The 19,516-nt window shown below is 69.7% G+C and carries 16 protein-coding genes (1 of these 16 running past the window's edge); 9 read left to right on the top strand and 7 right to left on the bottom strand.

What is annotated here, in order from left to right; genetic code table 11:
- On the top strand, positions 1-1,191 hold the 3' portion of the coding sequence (locus tag WMF11_RS12530) for a sigma 54-interacting transcriptional regulator (RefSeq protein ID WP_437552051.1). 90 nt of this gene lie to the left of the window's left edge; 1,191 of the gene's 1,281 nt are visible here — the last part of the coding sequence; its start codon lies beyond the left edge, outside the window; its stop codon occupies positions 1,189-1,191.
- 1,014 nt (positions 1,192-2,205) lie between these two features.
- Here the strand turns inward: WMF11_RS12530 and WMF11_RS12525 are convergent.
- Positions 2,206-3,117, bottom strand: coding sequence for a hypothetical protein (locus WMF11_RS12525; protein WP_437977635.1), 912 nt, complete (start codon positions 3,115-3,117; stop codon positions 2,206-2,208).
- 453 nt (positions 3,118-3,570) lie between these two features.
- On the opposite strand from WMF11_RS12525, the gene WMF11_RS12520 reads away from it, so the two are divergent.
- The 4 genes from WMF11_RS12520 to WMF11_RS12505 all read left to right on the top strand — a co-directional run bounded on the left by WMF11_RS12520 (position 3,571) and on the right by WMF11_RS12505 (position 11,121).
- Complete coding sequence (locus WMF11_RS12520) at positions 3,571-3,705, top strand: hypothetical protein (RefSeq protein ID WP_437977634.1); 135 nt, start codon at positions 3,571-3,573, stop codon at positions 3,703-3,705.
- 272 nt (positions 3,706-3,977) lie between these two features.
- Positions 3,978-4,595, top strand: coding sequence for a DUF1993 family protein (locus WMF11_RS12515; protein ID WP_437977633.1), 618 nt, complete (start codon positions 3,978-3,980; stop codon positions 4,593-4,595).
- A gap of 477 nt (positions 4,596-5,072) precedes the next feature.
- Positions 5,073-10,625 (top strand): AAA family ATPase, encoded by a 5,553-nt coding sequence (locus WMF11_RS12510; protein WP_437977632.1) that lies wholly within the window; start codon positions 5,073-5,075, stop codon positions 10,623-10,625.
- A gap of 190 nt (positions 10,626-10,815) precedes the next feature.
- Complete coding sequence (locus WMF11_RS12505; RefSeq protein WP_437977631.1) at positions 10,816-11,121, top strand: hypothetical protein; 306 nt, start codon at positions 10,816-10,818, stop codon at positions 11,119-11,121.
- Between the two features lie 77 nt (positions 11,122-11,198).
- Here the strand turns inward: WMF11_RS12505 and WMF11_RS12500 are convergent, their stop codons facing one another.
- The 4 genes from WMF11_RS12500 to WMF11_RS12485 form a co-directional block, all read right to left on the bottom strand.
- Complete coding sequence (locus WMF11_RS12500; RefSeq protein WP_437977630.1) at positions 11,199-11,615, bottom strand: hypothetical protein; 417 nt, start codon at positions 11,613-11,615, stop codon at positions 11,199-11,201.
- 118 nt (positions 11,616-11,733) lie between these two features.
- Positions 11,734-11,949, bottom strand: a complete 216-nt coding sequence (locus WMF11_RS12495) for a hypothetical protein (RefSeq protein WP_437977629.1) — start codon at positions 11,947-11,949, stop codon at positions 11,734-11,736.
- 300 nt (positions 11,950-12,249) lie between these two features.
- The gene (locus WMF11_RS12490; protein ID WP_437977628.1) at positions 12,250-12,819 is read right to left on the bottom strand and encodes a hypothetical protein; all 570 of its coding nucleotides are present in this window, start codon (positions 12,817-12,819) and stop codon (positions 12,250-12,252) included.
- Between the two features lie 346 nt (positions 12,820-13,165).
- The gene (locus tag WMF11_RS12485) at positions 13,166-14,143 is read right to left on the bottom strand and encodes an NAD-dependent epimerase/dehydratase family protein (RefSeq protein WP_437977627.1); all 978 of its coding nucleotides are present in this window, start codon (positions 14,141-14,143) and stop codon (positions 13,166-13,168) included.
- Positions 14,144-14,289: 146 nt separating this feature from the next.
- Between WMF11_RS12485 and WMF11_RS12480 the strand changes: the two genes are divergently transcribed.
- The 3 genes from WMF11_RS12480 (at position 14,290) to WMF11_RS12470 (ending at position 15,918) form a co-directional block, all read left to right on the top strand.
- Positions 14,290-14,526 (top strand): transposase, encoded by a 237-nt coding sequence (locus WMF11_RS12480; RefSeq protein ID WP_437979305.1) that lies wholly within the window; start codon positions 14,290-14,292, stop codon positions 14,524-14,526.
- The gene (locus WMF11_RS12475) at positions 14,460-14,990 is read left to right on the top strand and encodes a transposase (protein ID WP_437977626.1); all 531 of its coding nucleotides are present in this window, start codon (positions 14,460-14,462) and stop codon (positions 14,988-14,990) included. The genes WMF11_RS12480 and WMF11_RS12475 overlap by 67 nt, the downstream gene beginning before the upstream one ends.
- A 544-nt stretch (positions 14,991-15,534) precedes the next feature.
- Positions 15,535-15,918, top strand: coding sequence for a hypothetical protein (locus tag WMF11_RS12470; protein WP_437977625.1), 384 nt, complete (start codon positions 15,535-15,537; stop codon positions 15,916-15,918).
- Between the two features lie 119 nt (positions 15,919-16,037).
- On the opposite strand, the gene WMF11_RS12465 is transcribed toward WMF11_RS12470, so the two are convergent.
- Positions 16,038-17,516 (bottom strand): FAD-dependent monooxygenase, encoded by a 1,479-nt coding sequence (locus WMF11_RS12465; RefSeq protein WP_437979304.1) that lies wholly within the window; start codon positions 17,514-17,516, stop codon positions 16,038-16,040.
- A 207-nt stretch (positions 17,517-17,723) separates the two neighbouring features.
- Between WMF11_RS12465 and WMF11_RS12460 the strand changes: the two genes are divergently transcribed.
- Positions 17,724-18,185 carry a DUF4440 domain-containing protein gene (locus WMF11_RS12460; RefSeq protein ID WP_437977624.1) on the top strand — a complete coding sequence of 154 codons (462 nt, stop codon included), beginning with the start codon at positions 17,724-17,726 and terminating at the stop codon, positions 18,183-18,185.
- Between the two features lie 72 nt (positions 18,186-18,257).
- Here WMF11_RS12460 and WMF11_RS12455 read toward each other — a convergent pair whose 3' ends face one another.
- Positions 18,258-19,496 carry a glycoside hydrolase family 16 protein gene (locus tag WMF11_RS12455; RefSeq protein ID WP_437977623.1) on the bottom strand — a complete coding sequence of 413 codons (1,239 nt, stop codon included), beginning with the start codon at positions 19,494-19,496 and terminating at the stop codon, positions 18,258-18,260.
- Positions 19,497-19,516 lie beyond the last annotated feature (20 nt).

The following is a 19,516-nucleotide window of genomic DNA, read 5'->3' as shown; positions in this document are numbered from 1 at the left end:
CCGCGGCCCATGGCGTTCGCGCTGCCCGACTCCGGGACCGTCATCGGCCGCGCCTGGCTCGCCGAGCGCGGCCTCGCCGACGAGGAGGTGTCAGGCAAGCACCTGCGGATCGATCGCGCCGGCGGCGCGCTGCGCGTCGCGGACGTCGGGTCGCGCAACGGCACGTGGGTGAACGGGTCCAGGCTCGCGCCGCGCGACCTCACGCCGCTCGACGACGGCGCGGTGCTGAGGCTCGGGCGGGTGCTGTTCGTCTTCCGCGAGGAGCTCCTCGGCCCGCTCGATCCGGCGCCGCCCGTGGGCGGGCTCGTCGGGCCGTACGGCCTGCGCGGCGTCGCGCAGCCGCTCGCGGGCCTGCCGCGGAGCCGCCCCGGCAACGTGCTCATCGAAGGGGAGACGGGCGTTGGCAAGGAGCTCGTCGCGCGCGCCACGGCGGCGGCCCTCGGGCGCGCGGCGCCGTTCGCGGCGGTGAACGTGGCCGGCGTCGCCCGCGGCGTCTTCGAGTCCCAGATGTTCGGCCACGTGGCGGGCGCGTTCTCCGACGCGCGCAGCGCCGCGCCCGGGATCGTCGTGGCCCACGACGGCGGGACGCTGTTCCTCGACGAGATCGGCGAGCTCGATCCCGATCTCCAGGCGAAGCTGCTGCGGCTCCTGGAGAACCGCGAGGTGCTGCCGGTCGGGGCGCAGCGGCCGGTCCACGTGAACGTGCTGGTCGTCGCCGCCACCCACAGGGACCTCGAGGAGATGGTGGAGCGCGGGGCGTTCCGGCGCGACCTGTTCGCGCGGCTCGCGATGGCCCGCATCCACGTGCCGGCGCTCCGCGAGCGGCGCGAGGACCTCTTCAGCGTGGCCTGCGAGCTCGCGCGGCGCGCGGGCGTCGCGCTCCCGGCCGAAGCGGTCGAGGTCGAGGCCATGGAGCGGCTGCTGCTCGATCCCTGGCCGAGCAACGTGCGCGGGCTCGACGCGGCCCTCGCGGAGGTGCGCCGCCTCGATCACGAGCCCGGGCTGCGGCTATGGGCGGTCGAGGAGGCGCTGGGGAAGGCGCCGGACGAACAGAAGACCGCGCTCACGCAGGAGCGCGTCGAGTCCGCGCTCGCGGCCGCCGGGGGCAACGTGACGTCGGCCGCGGAGCGGCTCGGCGTCTCGCGCGGCAAGCTGCTGCGCTTCCTCAAGCGCACTCAGCAAGGGGAGTGAGCGCGCGTGGCTCCGCGCGTCGGAGATCCCGCCAGAGAAACCGGTCGATGACGAGCGGTCGCTAGAAACAGTAGCAATTCTCATGACTTCCGCCTGTTTCGCCGCCGAGGGCGGCTCTGGTGTGGCCCAACGGGACGCCCTCCTCCGTCGCGCCGCCCGCGGTTAAGGGCCCGCGGCATCACCGATCGGGGTCGGCGCCTGGCCTGGCGGCGCAGCGCCCCGGGATTCTCCTTCGCTCGCCGCCCTGTTGTCGGGCCCCTCGATGCGCTGCCGCCTGTTTCGGGATCGTGCCTGCATGCCCACACTCTGCCAGCCCAACGTTGAATTGACCTGCGGCGCGAAGCGCCGTCAGGTCCATTTCTGTGTCGGGCGGTGCCTGGTCGCACATCATGGGATCAGACATCCGAGAGCCGCCTCTTGCCGGGCTGAGAGCCGCCGCTCGCCGCAGCAGCGGTCGTGGTCGCGCCCTACCTCTCCGCCATGGCGCCGCCAGGTCCCGCCGGCTTTCGTCCCGCTGAATCCCCCGCGGAGCACGAGCGGCCGTGTTGGTCCTCAATGGCTCTCGCTCTGCTGTGCTGCGAGAGCTCGAGCTTCGTCCATCGCTTGCTGCAAAACCTCATGATGTGGCCAAGGCGCCGCACGCCAATCTGCCAGGAGCGCCGCGAATTCGCCGTATCATCCGGCAGGAGCCAATCGTCTGGCGGCCGCCAGGTGTCGACACGTGAAACCCTCGAGAAAACGGCAGCAACCGGCTTTGGCACGACGAGCGCATGACGCGCGAGCGTGCTTGCGTCGGAGCGACATGCGGAACACGCGGGGCGCGGATCGCCCCCGGAGTCAATCGCGTCTACCTGCTCCAGTACACATATCAAGACCGCGGAGCGTGCGCCCTGACCTGCTTCGAGCAGCGGCAGCGCGCCGCGGCATCGAACAGCAGCGCTGTCCCGAAGCGCCGCTCGAAGACTGAGCCGAACTGACGACAGCACGAAAGCCCGGGACAGTGTCCCGCCCGTATCAGGGCGTGGGCGCCGCGGTGAAGACGTAGCGCTCGCCCTCCGGCATTGTCGCGGTAACCTCGTGAAGCACGGTGTCGCGGAAGCGGAGCTCGAGCGCCACGGGCAGCTCGGGATGAGTCGCCGGTACAGGACCGATCGTGAGGGTGGGCTCATGCCATGCCATCTCGCTCGCCCAAAAGGCGCCCAGATCGCCAAAGATGAGCGGCGAAGCGTAGACACCCAGACTCAGCGCGTAGGAGCGATCGGTTGAGAACGCGTCGCCCGGTGCGCTGCTCGGATCCAAGGTCAAATCGTAGCTGCCTTGGTGTTCGCGCAGCGCGGTTCCGAGGCGCTTGTCGTGCGCGAGCCACTGTTGCGAAGGATCGATCCGCAGCCACGCCGTCGGCCCGTGCCACGCTGAAACGCCGTGAAAGCGGCCCGCCATGCGATCGCCGGATTCTGCGACAAAAGCGTCCGCGGCATAGCGGTATTCGAGGGCCATGAACGCGAACTCGGCGCGCCCGTTCACGATGCGCCCGGTGAGCGGCGTGCACGGCCCCAAGGCATGGGGCACCCCGTCGACCTCGAGCCCCGAGAAGCAACCCTTCCCGGACAACACGCTGCCGCGCTGCTCGATGTCTACGGCGACCGGGTCTTCAAACCCGAACATGGCCCATGTACCGCTGATGTCCAGCTCTGGTGTTGCGCCAGGGCCGGAGCCGCCGGAGCCGGACGCGCCGGAACCAGAATGCCCAAAGCCGCTCTGGCTGGAGGCGCCCGCGCCCGAACCCGCGCTGCCGGCGTTATCGATCGCGCCCGCAGCGCCCTCAATGGACGAGAGCTCGGTCACTCCGCAGCCGGCGAGCATCATCGCGCTCAGGGCCGTGGCCCACCGCGCACGAGATCCGCTCGATACAACTGTCGAACGCATCGCTCAAAGCTATACGTGATCCGTGCTCGCGTCAAGCTGACCCGGTTCAGCGTCCCGCGCGACGCAATAACGGCGAGACATGACGAGCGGTATCGCTCAGTCGCGCCCGGAACCGGCCGCTGACGAGAACCGTTCTGCCGGAACGCGCTATCCCGATGTAACAAAACCGTCCAACTGGATGTCGTGCGGTACCCTGTGAGCCTGCGAGGGCTAAGAGCACCTAACATTACCCCGCTGACGCCGCTCGTTTGCCCGCTCGCTTGAGCGATGCGGAACGTGCGACAGAATAGAGCGTGGGTAAGCTGCTGGTGCCGGACGAGCTCTGGGAACGAGTCGAGCCTCTATGGCCGAAAACGGAGCCGAAGCCCCAGGGCGACAGGCCGCGTACGTCTGATCGGACCGCCCTGAGGTCGCGTTCGGCGACCCGCATGCTGTCTTGGAGCCTGCGTTGTGGTGGGCGCTCCGGCGTGCTCGCCGGGCACCACGCTGGAGATCGTGTTTCCGGACGGGGCGTTCGTGCGCGTGCCGCCGACGTTCGACGAGGATACGCTGGCCCACGTCGTTCGTGCGCTCGGAGGCATACGATGATCCCGGGCCGCGATGGTCACTTTCCCGCGGAACTTCGCGGCCAGATTTCTGCGGATTTCCGAGGCGACCTACAGGGGCTCCGAGCTTCCGCTCCCTAGCCCGCGCGAACGGACGGCTACGCCGGCTTCGATGACGCCAGCCTGAGCGTCCCCGATCGCGTTCCCCTCCTCCGAAAGCACTACCGATTTGTCCAGGTGCAATCGGGGTTGCTCGGCTGGCAACCGTTGTGAAGCTTTAGCTCTGCTCCTTGGACCGCGCCTCCCCATGCATTCATGGCCAGGCTTGGGTCCCTGTCGCTGACCCACATTCCGTCTCGTCGTCTGGCTCGCCTTCGGCCTGCTAGCGCTGGTTCTCGCCTGCTCCGGTCCTGCGCCACCTCGGCTGCCATCTCCGACAGTGTCGGCCCAGGCAGCCCGCGCGGCCGCCTCTCCTCACGTCGGCCCGGCGGGGACTCGCCCCGACTCCCCCTCGCCTCCTCCTCGACTCCCCCTCGCCTCCTCGCCTCGACTCCCCCTCGCCTCCTCGGGTCAGGTGCGCGTGTGGGCGAGGAGCCGCCGGCGGTGGCCGAGGCCGACGCCGACGCCGACCTCGCCGGCTTCAAGGCCCGGATCGAGCGCACCATCGCCTACGTCGAGTCCGTCGCGGCCGACCGCTACCGGGGCGCGGAGACGCGCACGATCGCCTTTCCGCTGGCGACCGACCTGTCGGTGGAGTTCACAGGCGAGCAGTTCCTGCGCGACTTTGCGTTCCCCAACTTCTATTTCCACCTGGTCACGGCCTACGACATCCTGCGCAACCAGGGTGTCCAGATCGGCAAAGCCGACTACATGGCTCACATCGGCTACGCGCTGCGCGGCACCCCGCCTGCCGAGGGAAGCGGACGGCAGTGACCATCAACGGTCGCCCCTCCGGCGGGCGCACGACGAGGCGCCCCCCTGTGCCACCGGCGCGATACCGAGGGTCGCATCGTCGGCGTCGAGGGCTCGATCGTGGGCCCGTTGACGCTCAACAAGGCTCCGGCAGCGAGTCCACGCGAGGGGCGGGCTCGACGTTCGGTCCAAGCTTGCTCACCCCTCCGGTGCCACCGGCGGCCCACTTCGACGCCGCTCCTGTTCCGCAGCTCGGACGCACCACGTCCACGCTGCCCATCGCGCCCCTCCCGTGAGACCCCTGGCCGCCAACGGGTGCGCCAGGCGCCCGGACTCCAGGGGGCGTTCGGAGTGTCCTGACGACCTCACGCGCCTGCACACCCAAGAGCCGCACGAGCTCGTGGGCCAAACTCCGCCGGTGCCAAGTCACACCCGTTGGAATATATAAGTAGCTGGTCGTCGTGCGTCGCGTTGACGTGCGAGCGAGCAAGGTTTTCGATGATCGTCGAGAGAGGCTACGCGCTCCGCGAGAAAATCGAGGAAACTGCCGATTTTGCCCTGTACCGCGCATACCACGAGGGCGACGGCGTCCCGGTTCTGCTGAAAGTCCTGTGCGCGGAAAGATCGACCGGCGCCGAGGTCGTGCGCTTCAAGCACCAGTACGAGCGCATCGCGCGCCTCGCCTCGCCCCGCCTCGTCGCCCTGCGCGGCGTCGAGGCGCTCGCCGGCTCCTTGATCGTCGTCCTCGAGGACTTCCCGGGCCGCGATCTCGCGCGGATCCTCGCCGCGCGCCCGTCACGCAGGATGCCGGTCGGCGAGGCGCTCGATCTCGCGGCCGCGCTCGCCGAAGGCCTCGCCGCGGTGCACGTGGCCGGGCTCGTCCACCGCGATCTGCGCCCGCAGAACGTGCTCGTCGGCGCGCGCGGCGCGGTCAAGATCAATGGCTTCGGCGTCGACGCCGAGATCACCCACGCGCACGAGCGGCTCTACGCGCCGGCGGTCATCGCCGACGTGCTGCCCTACGTCTCCCCCGAGCAGACAGGCCGCATGAACCGCGGCGTCGACTACCGGACCGACCTGTACGCGCTCGGCGTCATTCTGTACCAGATGCTCACGGGCCGGCGCCCCTTCGAGGCCCTGGACCCGATGGAGCTCATTCACGCGCACCTCGCCCTCGCGCCCACGCCGCCGTCCTGCGTCGATCCGACCATCCCCGAGGCCGTTTCCGACATCGTGCTCAAGCTGCTCGCGAAGAACGCCGAGGAGCGTTACCAGAGCGCCGAGGGCCTGCTCGCCGACCTCGAGCACTGCCGCGAGGCCCTGCGCGGCACGGGGACGATCGAGCCCTTCGTCGCGGGCCAGCGCGATCGTCAGGACCTCTTCCGGATCCACCAGAAGCTCTACGGCCGCGAGCAGGACATCGAGGCGCTCACCGCCGCGTTCGAGCGCGCGCTCGATGGGGGCCGTGAGATCGTCCTCGTCTCCGGCTACTCGGGGATCGGGAAGTCCTCGCTCGTACACGAGATCTTGAAGCCGCTCGCGCGGCAGAAGGGCTATTTCACGAGCGGCAAATACGACCAATACAACCGCGGCGCGCCCTACAGCGCGGTGATCCAGGCGTTCGACGACCTCGTGCGGCAGATCCTCACCGAGAGCGATGCGCGCATCCTCCGCTTTCGGAGCGCGCTCCTCGAGGCGCTCGGGCCGAACGCGCAGGTCGTCTGCGACGTCATCCCGTCGCTCTCCCACGTGATCGGCCCGCAGCCGCCCGTCCCGGCGCTCGGCCCGATCGAGGCGCAAAACCGCCTGAACCGGTGCTTCTTGCTGTTCGTCTCGGTGTTCGCGCGGCGCGCGCACCCGCTCGTCCTGTTCCTGGACGATCTTCAGTGGATCGACCCCGCGAGCCTCGGGCTGCTCCGCGCGCTCCTCGCCGACGACTCGCTCGATGCCCTCTTTTTCTGCGGCGCTTACCGTGACAACGAGGTATCGCCGGGGCACCCGTTCATCCTGGCGATCGAGGAGCTCAAGCAAGCCGGGCTCGTCGTGCGCAACATCGTGCTCACCCCGCTCGCGCGCCCGCACCTGATCGAGATGCTCTCGGATAGCCTCAAGCGCAGCGACTGTGGGCCGCTCGCCGATGCGGTGCACAAGAAGACCGGCGGCAACCCGTTCTTCGTCAAGGAGCTCGTCCGGCCGCTGCACGACCACGGCGTCCTCACGTACGCAGCCGGATCAGGCTGGCGCTGGGACCTCGCCGCGATCGACGCGCTCGGGTACACGGACAACGTCGCAGACCTCATGGTGCGCACCATCGCGCGCCTGCCGCCGGCGACGGTGAAGGCGCTCAACCTCGCCGCGGCGATCGGCAACCGGTTCGACCTCGACGTGCTCGCCGCGGTGAACGAGTGCTCGCCGGAAGACGCGTACGCCCGCCTCGATCCCGCCGTGAGCGAGGGGCTCGTGATCGCCGGACGCGGCGGCTACCGCTTCGCCCATGACAAGGTCCAGGAGGGCGCCTACGCGATGATCCCGGAGGCGGACCGACCCGCCTTCCACCTCCGGATCGGCCGGCTGCTCGCGGGCAAGCTAGACCTCTCGGAGAGCCAGAGCCTCTTCGACGTCGTCGGCCACCTGAACAGCGCAGGCGACCTCGTGTCGGACCCCGCGGAGCGCCTGCACCTCGCCCGCATGAGCCTCGAGGCCGCGTGCCGCGCCGAGGACTCGGCCGCCTTCGGCGCCGCGCTGCGCTACCTGCAGTTCGGCCTCCTGCACCTTCCGGAGGACGCCTGGGCGTCACAGTACCCGCTCCGCCTCGACTACGCGAAGAGAGCCGCCCTGATGCTCTCGCTCTGCGGCCAGCATGACGACGCCCTCTCGATCCTCTCCGAAGGCCTGGAGCGGGCCGCGAGCCGGCTCGATCGCACCGAGGTGCTGCGGCTCAAGATGAACGTGCAGGTGCTCAAGAACGACCTGCCAGCCGCGCTCGCGGAGGGGCTCGAGGCCCTGCGCCCGTTCGGGATCGACCTGCCTCTCTTCCCGGACGACGCCATGCTCGACGCCCAGGTGCGGGCGACGATGGATCTCGTCCGGGAGAGGACGATCGAGGCGCTGCCAGGCCTGCCGCCGCTCGCGGACCCGGAGATCCTCGCCATGCAGGACGTGCTCCAGGAGCTCTTTCTCCCCTGCTACTTCCTGGCCTCGAACGACCTCGGCATCACGGTCGCGAAGATCCTCGAGAACACGCTGCGCCACGGGCTCTCGAAGAACTCGATCTTCGGCTGCATGAACTTCGGGATGCTCCTCTGCGCCCGCGGCGACATCGCGCTCGGCTACCGCTTCGGCCGCGCCGCCATCGACCTCGCGGACCGCTACACGGACAAGAAGTCCGAGGCGATGCTCCGCAATATGTGGGGCGCCTTCGTGCAGCATTGGCGAGAGGGCTACGCCGCCTGCAAGGCGTCGCTGGTCGCCGGGATGCACGCCGGGCTCGAAACGGGCCAGTACATCTGGTCGTTCTACAACACGGCCAATGGCATCACGAACAGCCTCCTGCGCGGCCTCCCGCTCTCCGACCTCCTCGCCGAGGCGCGGAGCTACCAGCCGACGCGCAAGCTCGACGAGTTCAATGCCATCACCTGGGCGGTCGGCGCGGTCGGACAGATCGCGCACCAGCTCTCGGTCGAGACCGAGCGCCCCGCCACGCTCAAGGGGGCGTGGGTCGATATCGACGAGGTGATCGAGGAGTCCCGCCGCATCGACAACCAGGCCTCGTTCTTCTTCGCCCACTTCTACATCGTCATCCTCTGCGTCTTCCAGGGGGCGTTCGAGGAAGCGGCGCGCGCTGCGCTCTTGCCGAACATCGGAATCCCGGCCGTGGCGGCCTGGCATGGCAACCCCGCGTTCCATTGCTACGCAGGCATCGCGTTCACGCAGGCGGCGGACGTCGTCTCCCCGGCGGAGCGCGCGCTCTTCCTCGCCCGCGCCGAGGTCTCCGCCGAAAAACTCTCGCGCTGGGCGGACCTCTGCCCGGAGAACCTGGCGCACCGCCGTGCCCTCCTCCTCGCCGAGCTCGAGCGCGTCCGCGGCGACGCGCGCGCCGCCGGGGACCGCTACGACGAGGCGATCGCTCTCGCGCAGCGCGGCGGCTATCTCCACGACGAGGCGCTCGGCAACGAGCTCGCGGGCCTCTGCTTCCGCGCGCTCGGCAAGGAGACCATCGCCGGCGCCTACCTGACCAAGGCGCACAGGGCGTACGGCCGCTGGGGCGCGACAGAGGCGATGCGGCGCCTCGAGAACGCGTACCCCGACCTCGTCCCGGGCGAGAGCCTCCGCGGCGAGAGGAGCCCGCAGGCCGGCGCCGCGCTCGACGTCGGCTCGGTGCTCAAGGCCTCTCGGGCCATCTCGGGCGAGATCGTCCTCGACCGCCTGCTCGACGCGCTCATGCGCATCATGGTCGAGAACGCCGGCGCGCGGCGCGGCGTCCTCCTGCTCCTGCGTGACGGACGGCTCGTCGTCGTGGCCGAGCACCACATCCGGGATGCGTCGGTCCGCGTGCTCGGCGCGGCGCCCCTCGAGGGCCGCAAGGACCTGCCGGCCAGCGTCGTCACGTACGTGGCGCGGACGCGCGAGACCGTCCTGCTCGACGACCTCGCGATCGACGGGCCGTTCGGGCGCGATCCCTGCTTCGCCGGTGGTGCGCCGCGCTCCTCGCTCGCCGCGCCCATCATCTACAAGGGCCGCCTCGCCGGCGTGATCTATCTCGAAAACGACCTCACCCGCTCTGCCTTCACCCCCGATCGCGTCGAGGTGATCCGGCTGCTCTCCGCCCAGGCGGCCAACTCCATCGAGAATGCGCGCCTCTATGCGGATCTGCAGCAGGAGAACGCGGAGCGACGGCGCGCCGAGGAGGTGCTCCGCCATTCCCTCTCGCTCCTCGAGGCCACGCTCGAATCGACGGCGGACGGCATCCTCGTCGTCGACGACGAGCAGCGCGTCCTGTGTCAGAACCACAGGTTCACGGCGATGTGGCGCATCCCGGACGAGATCCTCTCCACCGGGTCGGACGACACGTTCCGTACGTTCGTCTGCGACCAGGTCCTCGATCCCGAGGCGTTTCTGCAAAGGATCCGCGCTCTCTATGCCTCGCCCGAGGAGTCCAGCTTCGATGCCATCCCGTTCGTGGACGGGCGCGTCTTCGAGCGTTATTCGCAGCCCCAGCGCCTCGGCGGGCGCGTGGTCGGGCGGGTCTGGAGCTTCCGCGACATCACCGCGCGCGTGCGCGCCGAGCAGCAGCGCGATCAGCTCCTCCTGGACGAGCGGCGGGCGCGCACGGCAGCGGAGGAGGCCGTGCACCTGCGGGACGAGTTCCTTTCTATCGCCTCGCACGAGCTCCGCACCCCGCTCACCAGCCTGCTGCTCGCCATTCAATCGCTGGGGAAAAGGCTCGCGCGGGGCATGGACGTCGAGCGCGTGCGATCCGCGGTCGCCCTCTCTGGCCGCCAGGTCAAGCGCCTCACCGACCTCATCGATATGCTGCTCGACGTCTCCCGGATCCAGGCGGGGAGGCTCGAGCTGTATACGGCGCCCGTCGAGCTGCGCGCGCTCGTCGACGAGCTCGTCGCCCACCTCGGCGATCAGATCGCGCAGTCAGGCAGCGTGGTCGCCGTGCGCGCGGAGCAGCCGGTCATCGGCCGGTGGGACCCGCACCGCCTGGAGCAGGTCGTGACCAACCTCCTCACCAATGCGATCAAATTCGGGGAACGCCGGCCGATCGACATCACCATCACCCGGGAAGATCGGGTCGCGCGGCTCTCGGTGACCGACCGTGGGATCGGGATCTCGGCCGAAGTGCAGGCGCAGCTCTTCGAACGATTTCGCCGCGGCGTCTCGTCGAAGCATTACGGGGGGCTCGGGCTCGGCCTCTATATCACACGCACCATCGTCGAGGCGCACGGCGGCCGAATTCGCGTGTCGAGCGAGGTCGGCCGGGGCTCGACCTTCTGCGTCGAGCTGCCGCTCTCGACCGAGCGCGCGGGGGATCTGTCGTCGTAGCGGTTGCCTCGAGCGGCTTGCCCGGCTCGCGGCTTCGATTCCTCCCGAGCTCCGATTGTCGCGGGGCTGCGGTCATGGTGATCGCAGCCCCGCTTTTCTTTGTCGGGTCGAGGCGCCGTGAGACCCTGAGGGACATGGGAGTTCGCTTCAGGGGGTTTTGTTGCCTGGGCCTCTGGTGCTGCCTGCTCGCATGCTGTCGAGCGTGGCTGCCATGGTGAACCCCTGGATCCAGGGCGTCACCGTCGGCGACCTCTCCTACGACGCCGACGCCGCCCGGCGCTGCGTGAATCGCGTCCCCGAGCTTTGCGGAGTCTACGAAGCCGAGGAGTTCGGCGACGCCTTCCAGCTCGTGTGCAAAGACGTGTTCGAAGGGGACGTCGCGATCGGCGGCGCCTGCCGCCAGGATGTCGAGTGCGCCGGCTCTGCGGTCTGTGGCGGGGCTGGCAGCGCCTGCGGCGGCGCCGACCTGGTTTGCGTTCCGGCCTTCTGCCCCTAGAGCGCCGCTGGGTGCCGCTCTGGTAGGAGCTCGGGAAGACTCAGCCTAGAGGGCTGTCATGCGCCGCTCTCCGCATGTCACTTGGGGGAGAAACGGATGGCCGCGAGCAGGGCATCGAACGCGGCGCGGTCGAGGCGGGTGGTGTAGATCATGTACCTGCGGCGCGCGGGAGGAGGACCCTCGAAGTGGGCGACGAGGACCTCCTTTTCATGGCCGAAGAAGTGGCTGGTGCGGCTGACGGTGGCATCGGCGGAGCCCACCTGGACTTTCCACGTCTCCACGGCTTTCATGGGGCCTCGGTCGCGCGTGGGTGTACCTTCCCAGGCAAAGAAATAGAGGCCCTGTCCGGAGGCGTCCTGGTAGCTCCGGAAGTGCTCCACGGCGGGGCTCCCCGGGATGAGGGAGGAGACCTCCTCGCGGGTATCGGCCTGGAGGGTGAGCCCGGTGGGGAGGGTCAGAACGAGATCGACGAAGGTAGGTGTGCTCGAGGTCATGGTCGGGCTGGTGCCAGGGGTGGAAGCAGCGGTGGTAGGTGGAGCAGCGTGTTCGGGCGAGGTGCCGCTGGAACAAAGGCGCGCGAGCGGCGAACCAGGGACGAACCTGGGCGACACCTCACCAATCAACGAGTTGGCAGCTTCGCAGAAGGACAGAGACGATGCCCCACACGACGCCAAGGACGACCATGAGCTCGACGACGTGACCGAAGACGTGGATCGGCTTTGGTGCCTTGACCTCTCGCTCGACGTTGCTCGCCTCCACCCGGCCGGAGCGCCGCGCGGCCGTCCCGGAGGCCGAGCTCCCCGCCTCCTGCTCGCGATCGCCGCTCATGACCGGTTCTCTAGCACGCTGCGCTCCCCCACGCGCGCGGTGTTGCCGAAGCCACGCCGAGGGTTGTCCGGGCCTTGGTCCGGGGTTGACCACCGCGCCCCCGGACGGGAGCGAGGTCCGCGCCCGCATCGCCCGCGCCCGCGTCGCCGTGCGCTCCGCCGGCGCTCTCAGGGCGGATGCGCGTGCTTTCCACGAACAAGGACAGCGCCGGCGAAGTCTACGTCGCCGACTTCGGCGGCACGGTGTACCGCGTCGATCCGGAGTGAGCCCGGGCCAGCGCGCCCCGCGCCGCGCAGGAGCTCACATCGACCAGCGGAGCCCGGCGTACCCAGGGCCGAGCACGATCTCGGGCGTGGTGGAGACGCGGCGCTCTTCGGGCGGAATGGGCACCTGGCGGCCGCCGACGATGGCGAGCGGGATGCCGGCCCCGAGGCCGGCGATCCCGAGGACGAGGAACCCTTTCCCGACGGTGTTGTTGATCTCCTCGGTCCCGTAGGGGTCGTCGGCCGGGTCGCCAGCGCTGGTGTCATCCGTGATGGACACGATCCCGATGAGCGTGTTGATAACGCCGAAGAAGCTTGACACGAACCCCCCAACCAGCATCCCCGGGCTATGGGTCCGGGTCAGCGGGCGGGCCGGCGGTGTCGGCGCCGCCGCGTCCGCGACGGGCGCCAAGGCCGGGCCGCGGGCCTGCGGCACGGCGGCTGTCGGCGCCGGCGTGCCCGCGGGCAGCGGCTGCGCCGCGCCGCTGGACCGCGCGTGCGCCGCTGCCGGCTCGGCCCAGGCGTCTCGACCACCCCCCGCGAGGGCGGCGAGGAATATCGTGAGCAGCAACAGGCGCCCGAGGCGCTGCTTCGGTGGACTCATCATGTGGCTCTCCCTGCGATCGTCGAACAGGTGACCGCTGGCCGGCGCAACCGGACATCGCGCTCCCCGGCTCGGCCTCTCCGACCAAAGGCAGGATAATCGGAGCGAGGTCCACGTCGCGGACTTCAGCGGGACCGTTTCGTGCTCCGGTCTCCGATCGGGCGTGAGCTTCTGGTCGCTCGCCGCGCGCGGCGCGCCGGCATTCACATCGACCAGCGGAGCCCGGCGTACCGCGGGCCGAGCACGAGCTCGGGGGCGGCGGAGGCGGCGTTCTTCGCCGGCGCGACAGGCGGCCGACAGGCGGGAGGGGCTCGGGCTCATGTCGCGACGTTCGTGGAGGCCGGGTCGGTCAGCTCCGGGTGGCCACCAGCACCTCGGCCTCGCGCTCCCGGGTCATCCCCGTGACGACGGCGTCCGGCGTCGCCCGCAGCCACTCGAGGGTGTCGCGGGCGGTGTCCGCGACCGGTCGCAGGTTCAGTCCGGCGGCGTACGACGGGGCGGGGTCGTGTGCAGCCATGCCGTCGTAGAGCGGACGGGGCAGCCACAGCGGCAGCGAGCCCGGGCCCGCCCACGGCTCGACGCCCTGCTCCTCCAGGAGTTCCTGCGGCACCCAGGTCAGCTCCGGCGTCGCGCCGACGCCGGCAGCCACCCGGGCGAGCAGCTCGCCCGCGGGCAGCACCTCGCCGACGCCGTCGTAGTCGCCGGTCGTCCGCTGCTCGGCGCAGGTCACGATCCACGCCGCCAGGTCGCGGACGTCGATCACCTGCAGCCGGTCGTCGGGGCTGCCGCCGGCCAGTGCCTCGCCGCCGCCGGCGAACCGTGCGGGCCAGTACGTGAACCGGCCGGTCGGGTCCTCCGGTCCGACGATGAGCCCGGGCCGGATGATCGTCGCCGACGCGGCGCCCGCGCGCACGGTCTGCTCGCACGCGACCTTCATCCGGCCGTACGCCTCCGGGCTCGAGCTCGGGTCGACGTCCTCGGTCAGCGGCTCGCGCAGCGGCGACGTGGCGGGCGTGCCGAACGGCTCGTGAGGGTCCGAATAGACGTTGACGGTCGACACGAAGACCCAGTGCGCGTCGGGGAAGGCGTCCACGGCGGCATGCACCCACGACGGCACCCGGGCGACGTCGACGACCGCGTCGTACGCCGTGGCCGCGAGGTCGGCGGGCACCGGCTCGGAGCGGTCCCAACGCACGAGCGCCGCGCCCTCGGGCACTGACCCGGAGGTGCCACGGTTGGCGCACGTGACGTCGTGGCCGCGGGCGACGGCCTCCGCCGCGACCGCCTTGGACAGGAACATCGAACCGCCCAGCACCAGGATCTTCACGACGGCAACGCTGTCGCGAGACCCCTGTCGGGGCAAGCGATTCAGCCCACAGCAGAGGTCACGACGCGAGCTCGGGCGTGGTCTCGCCGAGCAAGCCGTTTGAACTGCGTGCGCTTGCGGCCAAAAGGTCCGACGTCCTCGCGGCGATGGAGCGCATCTTCGCGGAGGAGATCGCCCGCGTGACCACGCGGCTCGCGAGCATCGCCGGCGCACGGACGGGCTCGGTCGGGTTCCCTCAGAGATTCGGCTCGAGCTTGAACGTTCACGTCCATTTTCACACGCTGGCAATCGACGGAGTTTTCGAGAAGACCGCCTCGTGCGGTACTGCTCCCGCCCGACCTTCGCACTCGATCGAATCGAGCTCCTGCCCGATGGGCGTATAGCGTACTTGCTGAAGACACCTCGGCGGGGACGCACTCACCGCGTCATGAGTCCAATGGAGTTCATGGCCCGGCTCGCGGCTTTGATTCCTCCGCCGAAGATCCCGCTTGTGAGATACCAGCGCGTATTCGCGCCTCGCTCGTCGTGGCGCTCTCTTGTGAGACCCAAACCTCCGGCCCGCCTCGCAGCCCCGAACGGCAGCACCCGCGCGCGATCCAACGTGGGAACCGATGGCGTTCGGGTTCGACGCGGCGTAGGTGGGCACGACGCCGCCGCGACCCTGAGGATTACGTCCGGAGTATGCGAAGATGGCCGGAACGAGGGCAAGGGGCGTTCTGGAACGGCGGCGTTCGAGGAACGGAACATTGAGTGCACTCCTTCGTGTGAAATTCTCCTCCCCACGCTGGCGACAAGACCATGGATAACGACAAGCCCCAACCCCCCACGCCTTCCCTCACGGATCTGATGGGCGCGATGGCGGCGGCCCAGGCCGCGCAGGAGCCGTTCTTCCTCGGCCGCCTCCGCGGGCACTTCGGCGCCGACCCCCGCACCCTCCCCGTTGTCGCCGAGGAGTTCCCGGCCTCGGATCACCCGAACTTCCAGCTCGCAATCGATACCCACCTCCGCGACGGCGGGTTCACCTCCGAGCTGCTCGGGGTCTCCGGCGGCGACATGTTCCGGGGGGTGAGCCTTCCCGATCTCCTCTCGCCGCCCCCGGCGATGCCCGGGATCGGCGGACCGCCGCCCTCGCAGGGGCCCGTGCAGTACCGCAACGTCCACCTCGACGCGGAGCGCCTCATCGAGGTGTGGCTGCTCCCGCCGCTCTTGCGCGCGCTCGAGCGCGAGGCGCCACGCATGCGCGTCGTCGCCGTGCCCGCGCAGCTCCGCACCGGATGCGGCCCTCTCGCAGGATGCGCGCGGCATGCTGGTAGATCGAGTTGCCGCCTGCAGACTGGCTCGTGTAGCCTTGGACAATGCGAGCGGTGCTCTCGATCTACCCCTTGGTTATCTTGGCCATGCTCTCCAGCGCCGGCTGCAAGCGGCTCAAGACAGGCGCCGGCGAAGACTTCGCGAAGAGGTATAGTTGCCCGGAGGACAGGGTCGAGGTGCGCGCGCGTACCGACGTCAAGTGGGGCACGGTCGTGCTCGGCGGCCGATCGCCGGAGGCCCCGCCGGCCGAGGTGAAGGACGACCCGGGACGGCTCGCCAAGTGGAACGCAGACCGCGCCGAAAAGGACGCGGAGACGAGGAAGAGGCTCGACGATCTCGACGTGTTCCAGGTGATCGGGTGCGGGCACGACGAGCTCGTCGCCTGCGCCCACCCGGCGGACGGCGATGGCGTGGCGACCGACAGGGTGGTGTGCTTCCAGGGGCCGCAGCGAGCCCGCCCCTGACCGGACCGGCTCCGACGCCCCTTGCAAGCTGGGCACTCGATGTGCTCCTCGTCGTGGGATTCGTGATACCGCTCACTGTCGACGTCGAGCGCATTCGTGCGCTTCGCTGCCGGGGCATTCTACGCCGTGGCGCTCCGCTGGGTGGGCGGGCCGAACCAGGTGGTGAGGGCGTCGCGAAGGCCGTGGTCCGTCCCTTCTCCCACCCACGCGACGTGTCCGTCGGGTCGAATCAAGACAGCAGTCGGCGCAGGTACCGCGCCGAGCACCGGGAGCTCCCACACACCAGCTGGGCGCGCTTCAAGCAGGCGAACACGAGCGGCCCAGGGAGTGATGTCGAAGGCCCCCGGCTCGCCGAGGTTGAGCAAGACCGGTCTTGCCTCGTGCAGCAGCGTGAATACTCGCAGCGGTCCGCTCTCGGTGACCAGGTCGAGATCGGGCATACGACGCCCGAGCAGGGGGTGTCCTTCACCGAGGTCGTAGCGAATGTCGAGGCCAGACATCATCGCGGCGTAGCGCTTGCGAGGCTCGTCCATCTCGAGCAGCTCGGTCACGGTCTCGCGCAGGGCCTCCGTTCGATCGTCGCCGCGACCGAGCGCGGTTTGTGCCATGGTCAGGCGCAGCACGCGGGCAGCGATGGGGTGCCGCTCGGCGTGATAGGTATCGAGCAGGCTGTCGGGCGACGTGCCGCTCACCACCTGGGCGAGCTTCCATCCCAGGTTCACGGCGTCCTGGACGCCGATGTTGAGTCCCTGTCCCCCTGCCGGCGCGTGCACGTGCGCCGCGTCGCCCGCCAGGAGGACACGCCGGTCTCGGTAGGACGCCGCTTGCCGAGCCATGTCGCTGAATCGGGATAGCCAGGTCGGGTTGCGAACACCGAAGTCGGTGCCATAGACCGCGACGAGCGCATCGCGCAGGTCCTGGAGCGTCGGCTTGTCAGCTTTGCCGACGTGCGGCTCCACGAGCACGACGCCGACACGCTTTCCGTCCTCCAGCCTACCCAGCGCGTTGACGCCCTTTTCGCCGCGGCGGACGCCCCACGCGGGCTCGTCCACCATGTCCACCTCCGCGATCAGGTAGCTCGTCGACGCGTCCCATCCGGCGAAGTCGATGCCCGCCCTCTTGCGGACCAGGCTGCGACCGCCGTCGCACCCGACGAGATACTTCGCTCGTAGCGTCGCGCCGTCAGACAGCTCGACGTCGACGCCCGTATCGTCCTGCGCGAACCCCGTCACGTCACGCCCGCGATAGAACTTCACCGGCAGCTCGGAGACCCAGTCGGCCAGGATGCGCTCGATCCGGTTCTGGCGGAGCGCGAGCCCGTGGTTGTGGCGAACGGGGAAGTCGCTGATGTCGAGAGGGATGAACGAGAAGCCAGCGACCTGCATCACCTGCCCCTGTGAGAGAAAGCGCTCCGCGACGCCACGCTGATCGAAGACCTCGATCGTGCGTGCGTGCAGACCGCCCGCGCGCGAGCCGGCGAGGTCCTGGTTCTCGCGCCGCTCGACGACGGCGACGTCGATCCGCGCCAGCGCTAGCTCGGCCGCCAACATGAGCCCCGTCGGACCTCCACCCGCGATCACCACGGCGTGCTTCGGCATCTTCATGGTGCAGCATGGTGCGGCATGCCTGGGGGCTTCCGGCAAGCCCCCATGTCTGGTATACGCTGGGGCTGGAGATGGACGGGAGGCGCGCTCGTTTCCTCGCAGCACGCGCGCCTCGCCGCGCACGGCGGCGCGCCGAATTTTTGCGATCGTCGGGCGTTCGTAGGTGATCTCTGAAGACCCCTGGATGGAGGCCGGCCTGCCATGACCCGCAGCGAGGACGAGCGCGCCATCGACGCCGTCGTACACGCGTTCTTTCAGGCCTTTGGCAACAAGGGTGGAGTCCGACCGGACCTCGGCGCGCTGCGCGCGCTCTTCCTCGCGGAGGGCGTGATCATCAAGACCTGCGGAGATGCACCGACGATCTACGACCTGCGCTCGTTCATCGAGCCCAGGGAGAAGCTCTTGACGAGCGGGGAGCTGGTCGATTTCTCCGAGGAGGAGCTCTGGGGGAGGACGGACCTGTTCGGGAACATCGCGCAGCGCTTCTGTGTGTATCGCAAGTCCGGGCTGCTCTCGGGGCAGCGCTTCGAGGCGAGGGGCACGAAGTCCATCCAGCTGGTCAAGACGCCCGCCGGCTGGAAGATCAGCGCGGTTGCCTGGGACGACGAGCGGGAAGGGCTGAGCGTCCCTCCGGCTCAGGACGTCACACGAAGCAGCCTGTAGCCGACAGGCGCTCGCTCCTCGGAAGGCCATCGCGAGGTCAGGAGCTGGCGAGCATGTCAGCGATCGCGGGTGCTAGGGCAGGGTGTCCACGAGGGCGAGCGATGATGCGCGGAAACCGGCCACCTGCGCGTCCACCTCGGCCTGCGACAGGAGGACGTCCTTCGCGAAGTAGACCCAGTCGACGTCCTCGGCGTACGTCCGCGGGCCGGTCTGTCCGGCGGCGAGCTCGTCGAACCATAGATTGAAGTCGAGGTGCTGGTCCGTCTCGGGGACGTAGGTTGCGTCGTGCGTGCAGAGCCGCGCGCCGTCGATGTAGTAATGGATACCGGACGCGTCGATCTGGAGAAGGAGCCGCTTCCAGCCCGACTGGTCCCCCGCGACCTGGTTCGACTGGGTATTCTCGAGCGTGGCCGTCTCCCACGAGGTCAGCCACAGCGTGCTGGTATCGCCCTGCCCCCACCCGCCGTTGGGCATGTACTCGAAATCCTGCTCCGAGTAGTTGGGATCGACCTCGGGGTCGTTGATCCATGGACTGATCGTGAAGAACGTCTCGACCAGCTTGTCGCCGAGGTGCCGGGTCCCGGTCAGGGGCGTGTTGCGGAATCTCACCCTGGCGGAGTAGGTCCCGAAGCGGAACCTGTCGTCGTTGGACTGGATCTCCGCGTGCGAGGTGCTCGCTCCCGATCCACGCGAGGTCGCTTCGAGCCGCAGCAGCCGGTTCGAGGCGAGATCGGGATCGTCGATGAACGACACATTGGACGACAGCCATTGTGCGCCGGCGACCCCGGGCGCTCCGTCGGTCGTCCGTACCCACCACCGGCTCTTGAGACCGTCGTCGGCGATGCCGCTGTAGCTGAAGTCGTCGAAGAACTCGGCCGACACCGTGACGCCGCCGCCCTCTCCGCCAGCGCCGCTGCCCTCGCCGCCAGCGCCGCCGCCGCCCTCGCCGCTGCCACCCTCGCCGCCAGCACCGCCGCCCTCGCCCTCGCCTCCCTCTCCGCCAGCACCGCCGCCCTCGCCTCCCTTGCCGCTGCCGCCCTCGCCGCTGCCGCCCTCGCCGCTGCCGCCCTCGCCGCTGCCGCCCTCGCCGCTGCCGCCCTCGCCGCTGCCGCCCTCGCCGCTACCGCCCTCGCCACCGCTCCCTCCGCCAGCGCCGCTGCCGCCATGGCCGGCAGGGGCGTCGAGCTCGTTCGAGCAACCCACCAGCGCATGCACCGCAAGGAGCGCCGCCCCCGCGGCGTGGATGAAGCGCGCGCCGCGGGGCGCCTCGTTAGAAGCAGCGATCCTCTGGCCTTCGCGATCCGTTTTCATCGAGACTGTTCCTTTCGGGA

It is taken from the genome of Sorangium sp. So ce295, from assembly GCF_051527405.1.
GTDB lineage: Bacteria > Myxococcota_A > Polyangia > Polyangiales > Polyangiaceae > Sorangium > Sorangium cellulosum_B.
This window is presented reverse-complemented; position numbering and strand designations above follow the sequence as displayed.

Coding starts and splice junctions, on each gene's coding strand:
- WMF11_RS12465 (WP_437979304.1), bottom strand. CDS start 17,516: ATGCCGAAGCACGCCGTGGTGATCGCGGGTGGAGGTCCGACGGGGCTC.
- WMF11_RS12495 (WP_437977629.1), bottom strand. CDS start 11,949: ATGAGCGGCGATCGCGAGCAGGAGGCGGGGAGCTCGGCCTCCGGGACG.
- WMF11_RS12460 (WP_437977624.1), top strand. CDS start 17,724: ATGACCCGCAGCGAGGACGAGCGCGCCATCGACGCCGTCGTACACGCG.
- WMF11_RS12480 (WP_437979305.1), top strand. CDS start 14,290: ATGGAGCGCATCTTCGCGGAGGAGATCGCCCGCGTGACCACGCGGCTC.
- WMF11_RS12490 (WP_437977628.1), bottom strand. CDS start 12,819: ATGATGAGTCCACCGAAGCAGCGCCTCGGGCGCCTGTTGCTGCTCACG.
- WMF11_RS12510 (WP_437977632.1), top strand. CDS start 5,073: ATGATCGTCGAGAGAGGCTACGCGCTCCGCGAGAAAATCGAGGAAACT.
- WMF11_RS12455 (WP_437977623.1), bottom strand. CDS start 19,496: ATGAAAACGGATCGCGAAGGCCAGAGGATCGCTGCTTCTAACGAGGCG.
- WMF11_RS12505 (WP_437977631.1), top strand. CDS start 10,816: ATGCTGTCGAGCGTGGCTGCCATGGTGAACCCCTGGATCCAGGGCGTC.
- WMF11_RS12500 (WP_437977630.1), bottom strand. CDS start 11,615: ATGACCTCGAGCACACCTACCTTCGTCGATCTCGTTCTGACCCTCCCC.
- WMF11_RS12515 (WP_437977633.1), top strand. CDS start 3,978: ATGGCCAGGCTTGGGTCCCTGTCGCTGACCCACATTCCGTCTCGTCGT.
- WMF11_RS12525 (WP_437977635.1), bottom strand. CDS start 3,117: ATGCGTTCGACAGTTGTATCGAGCGGATCTCGTGCGCGGTGGGCCACG.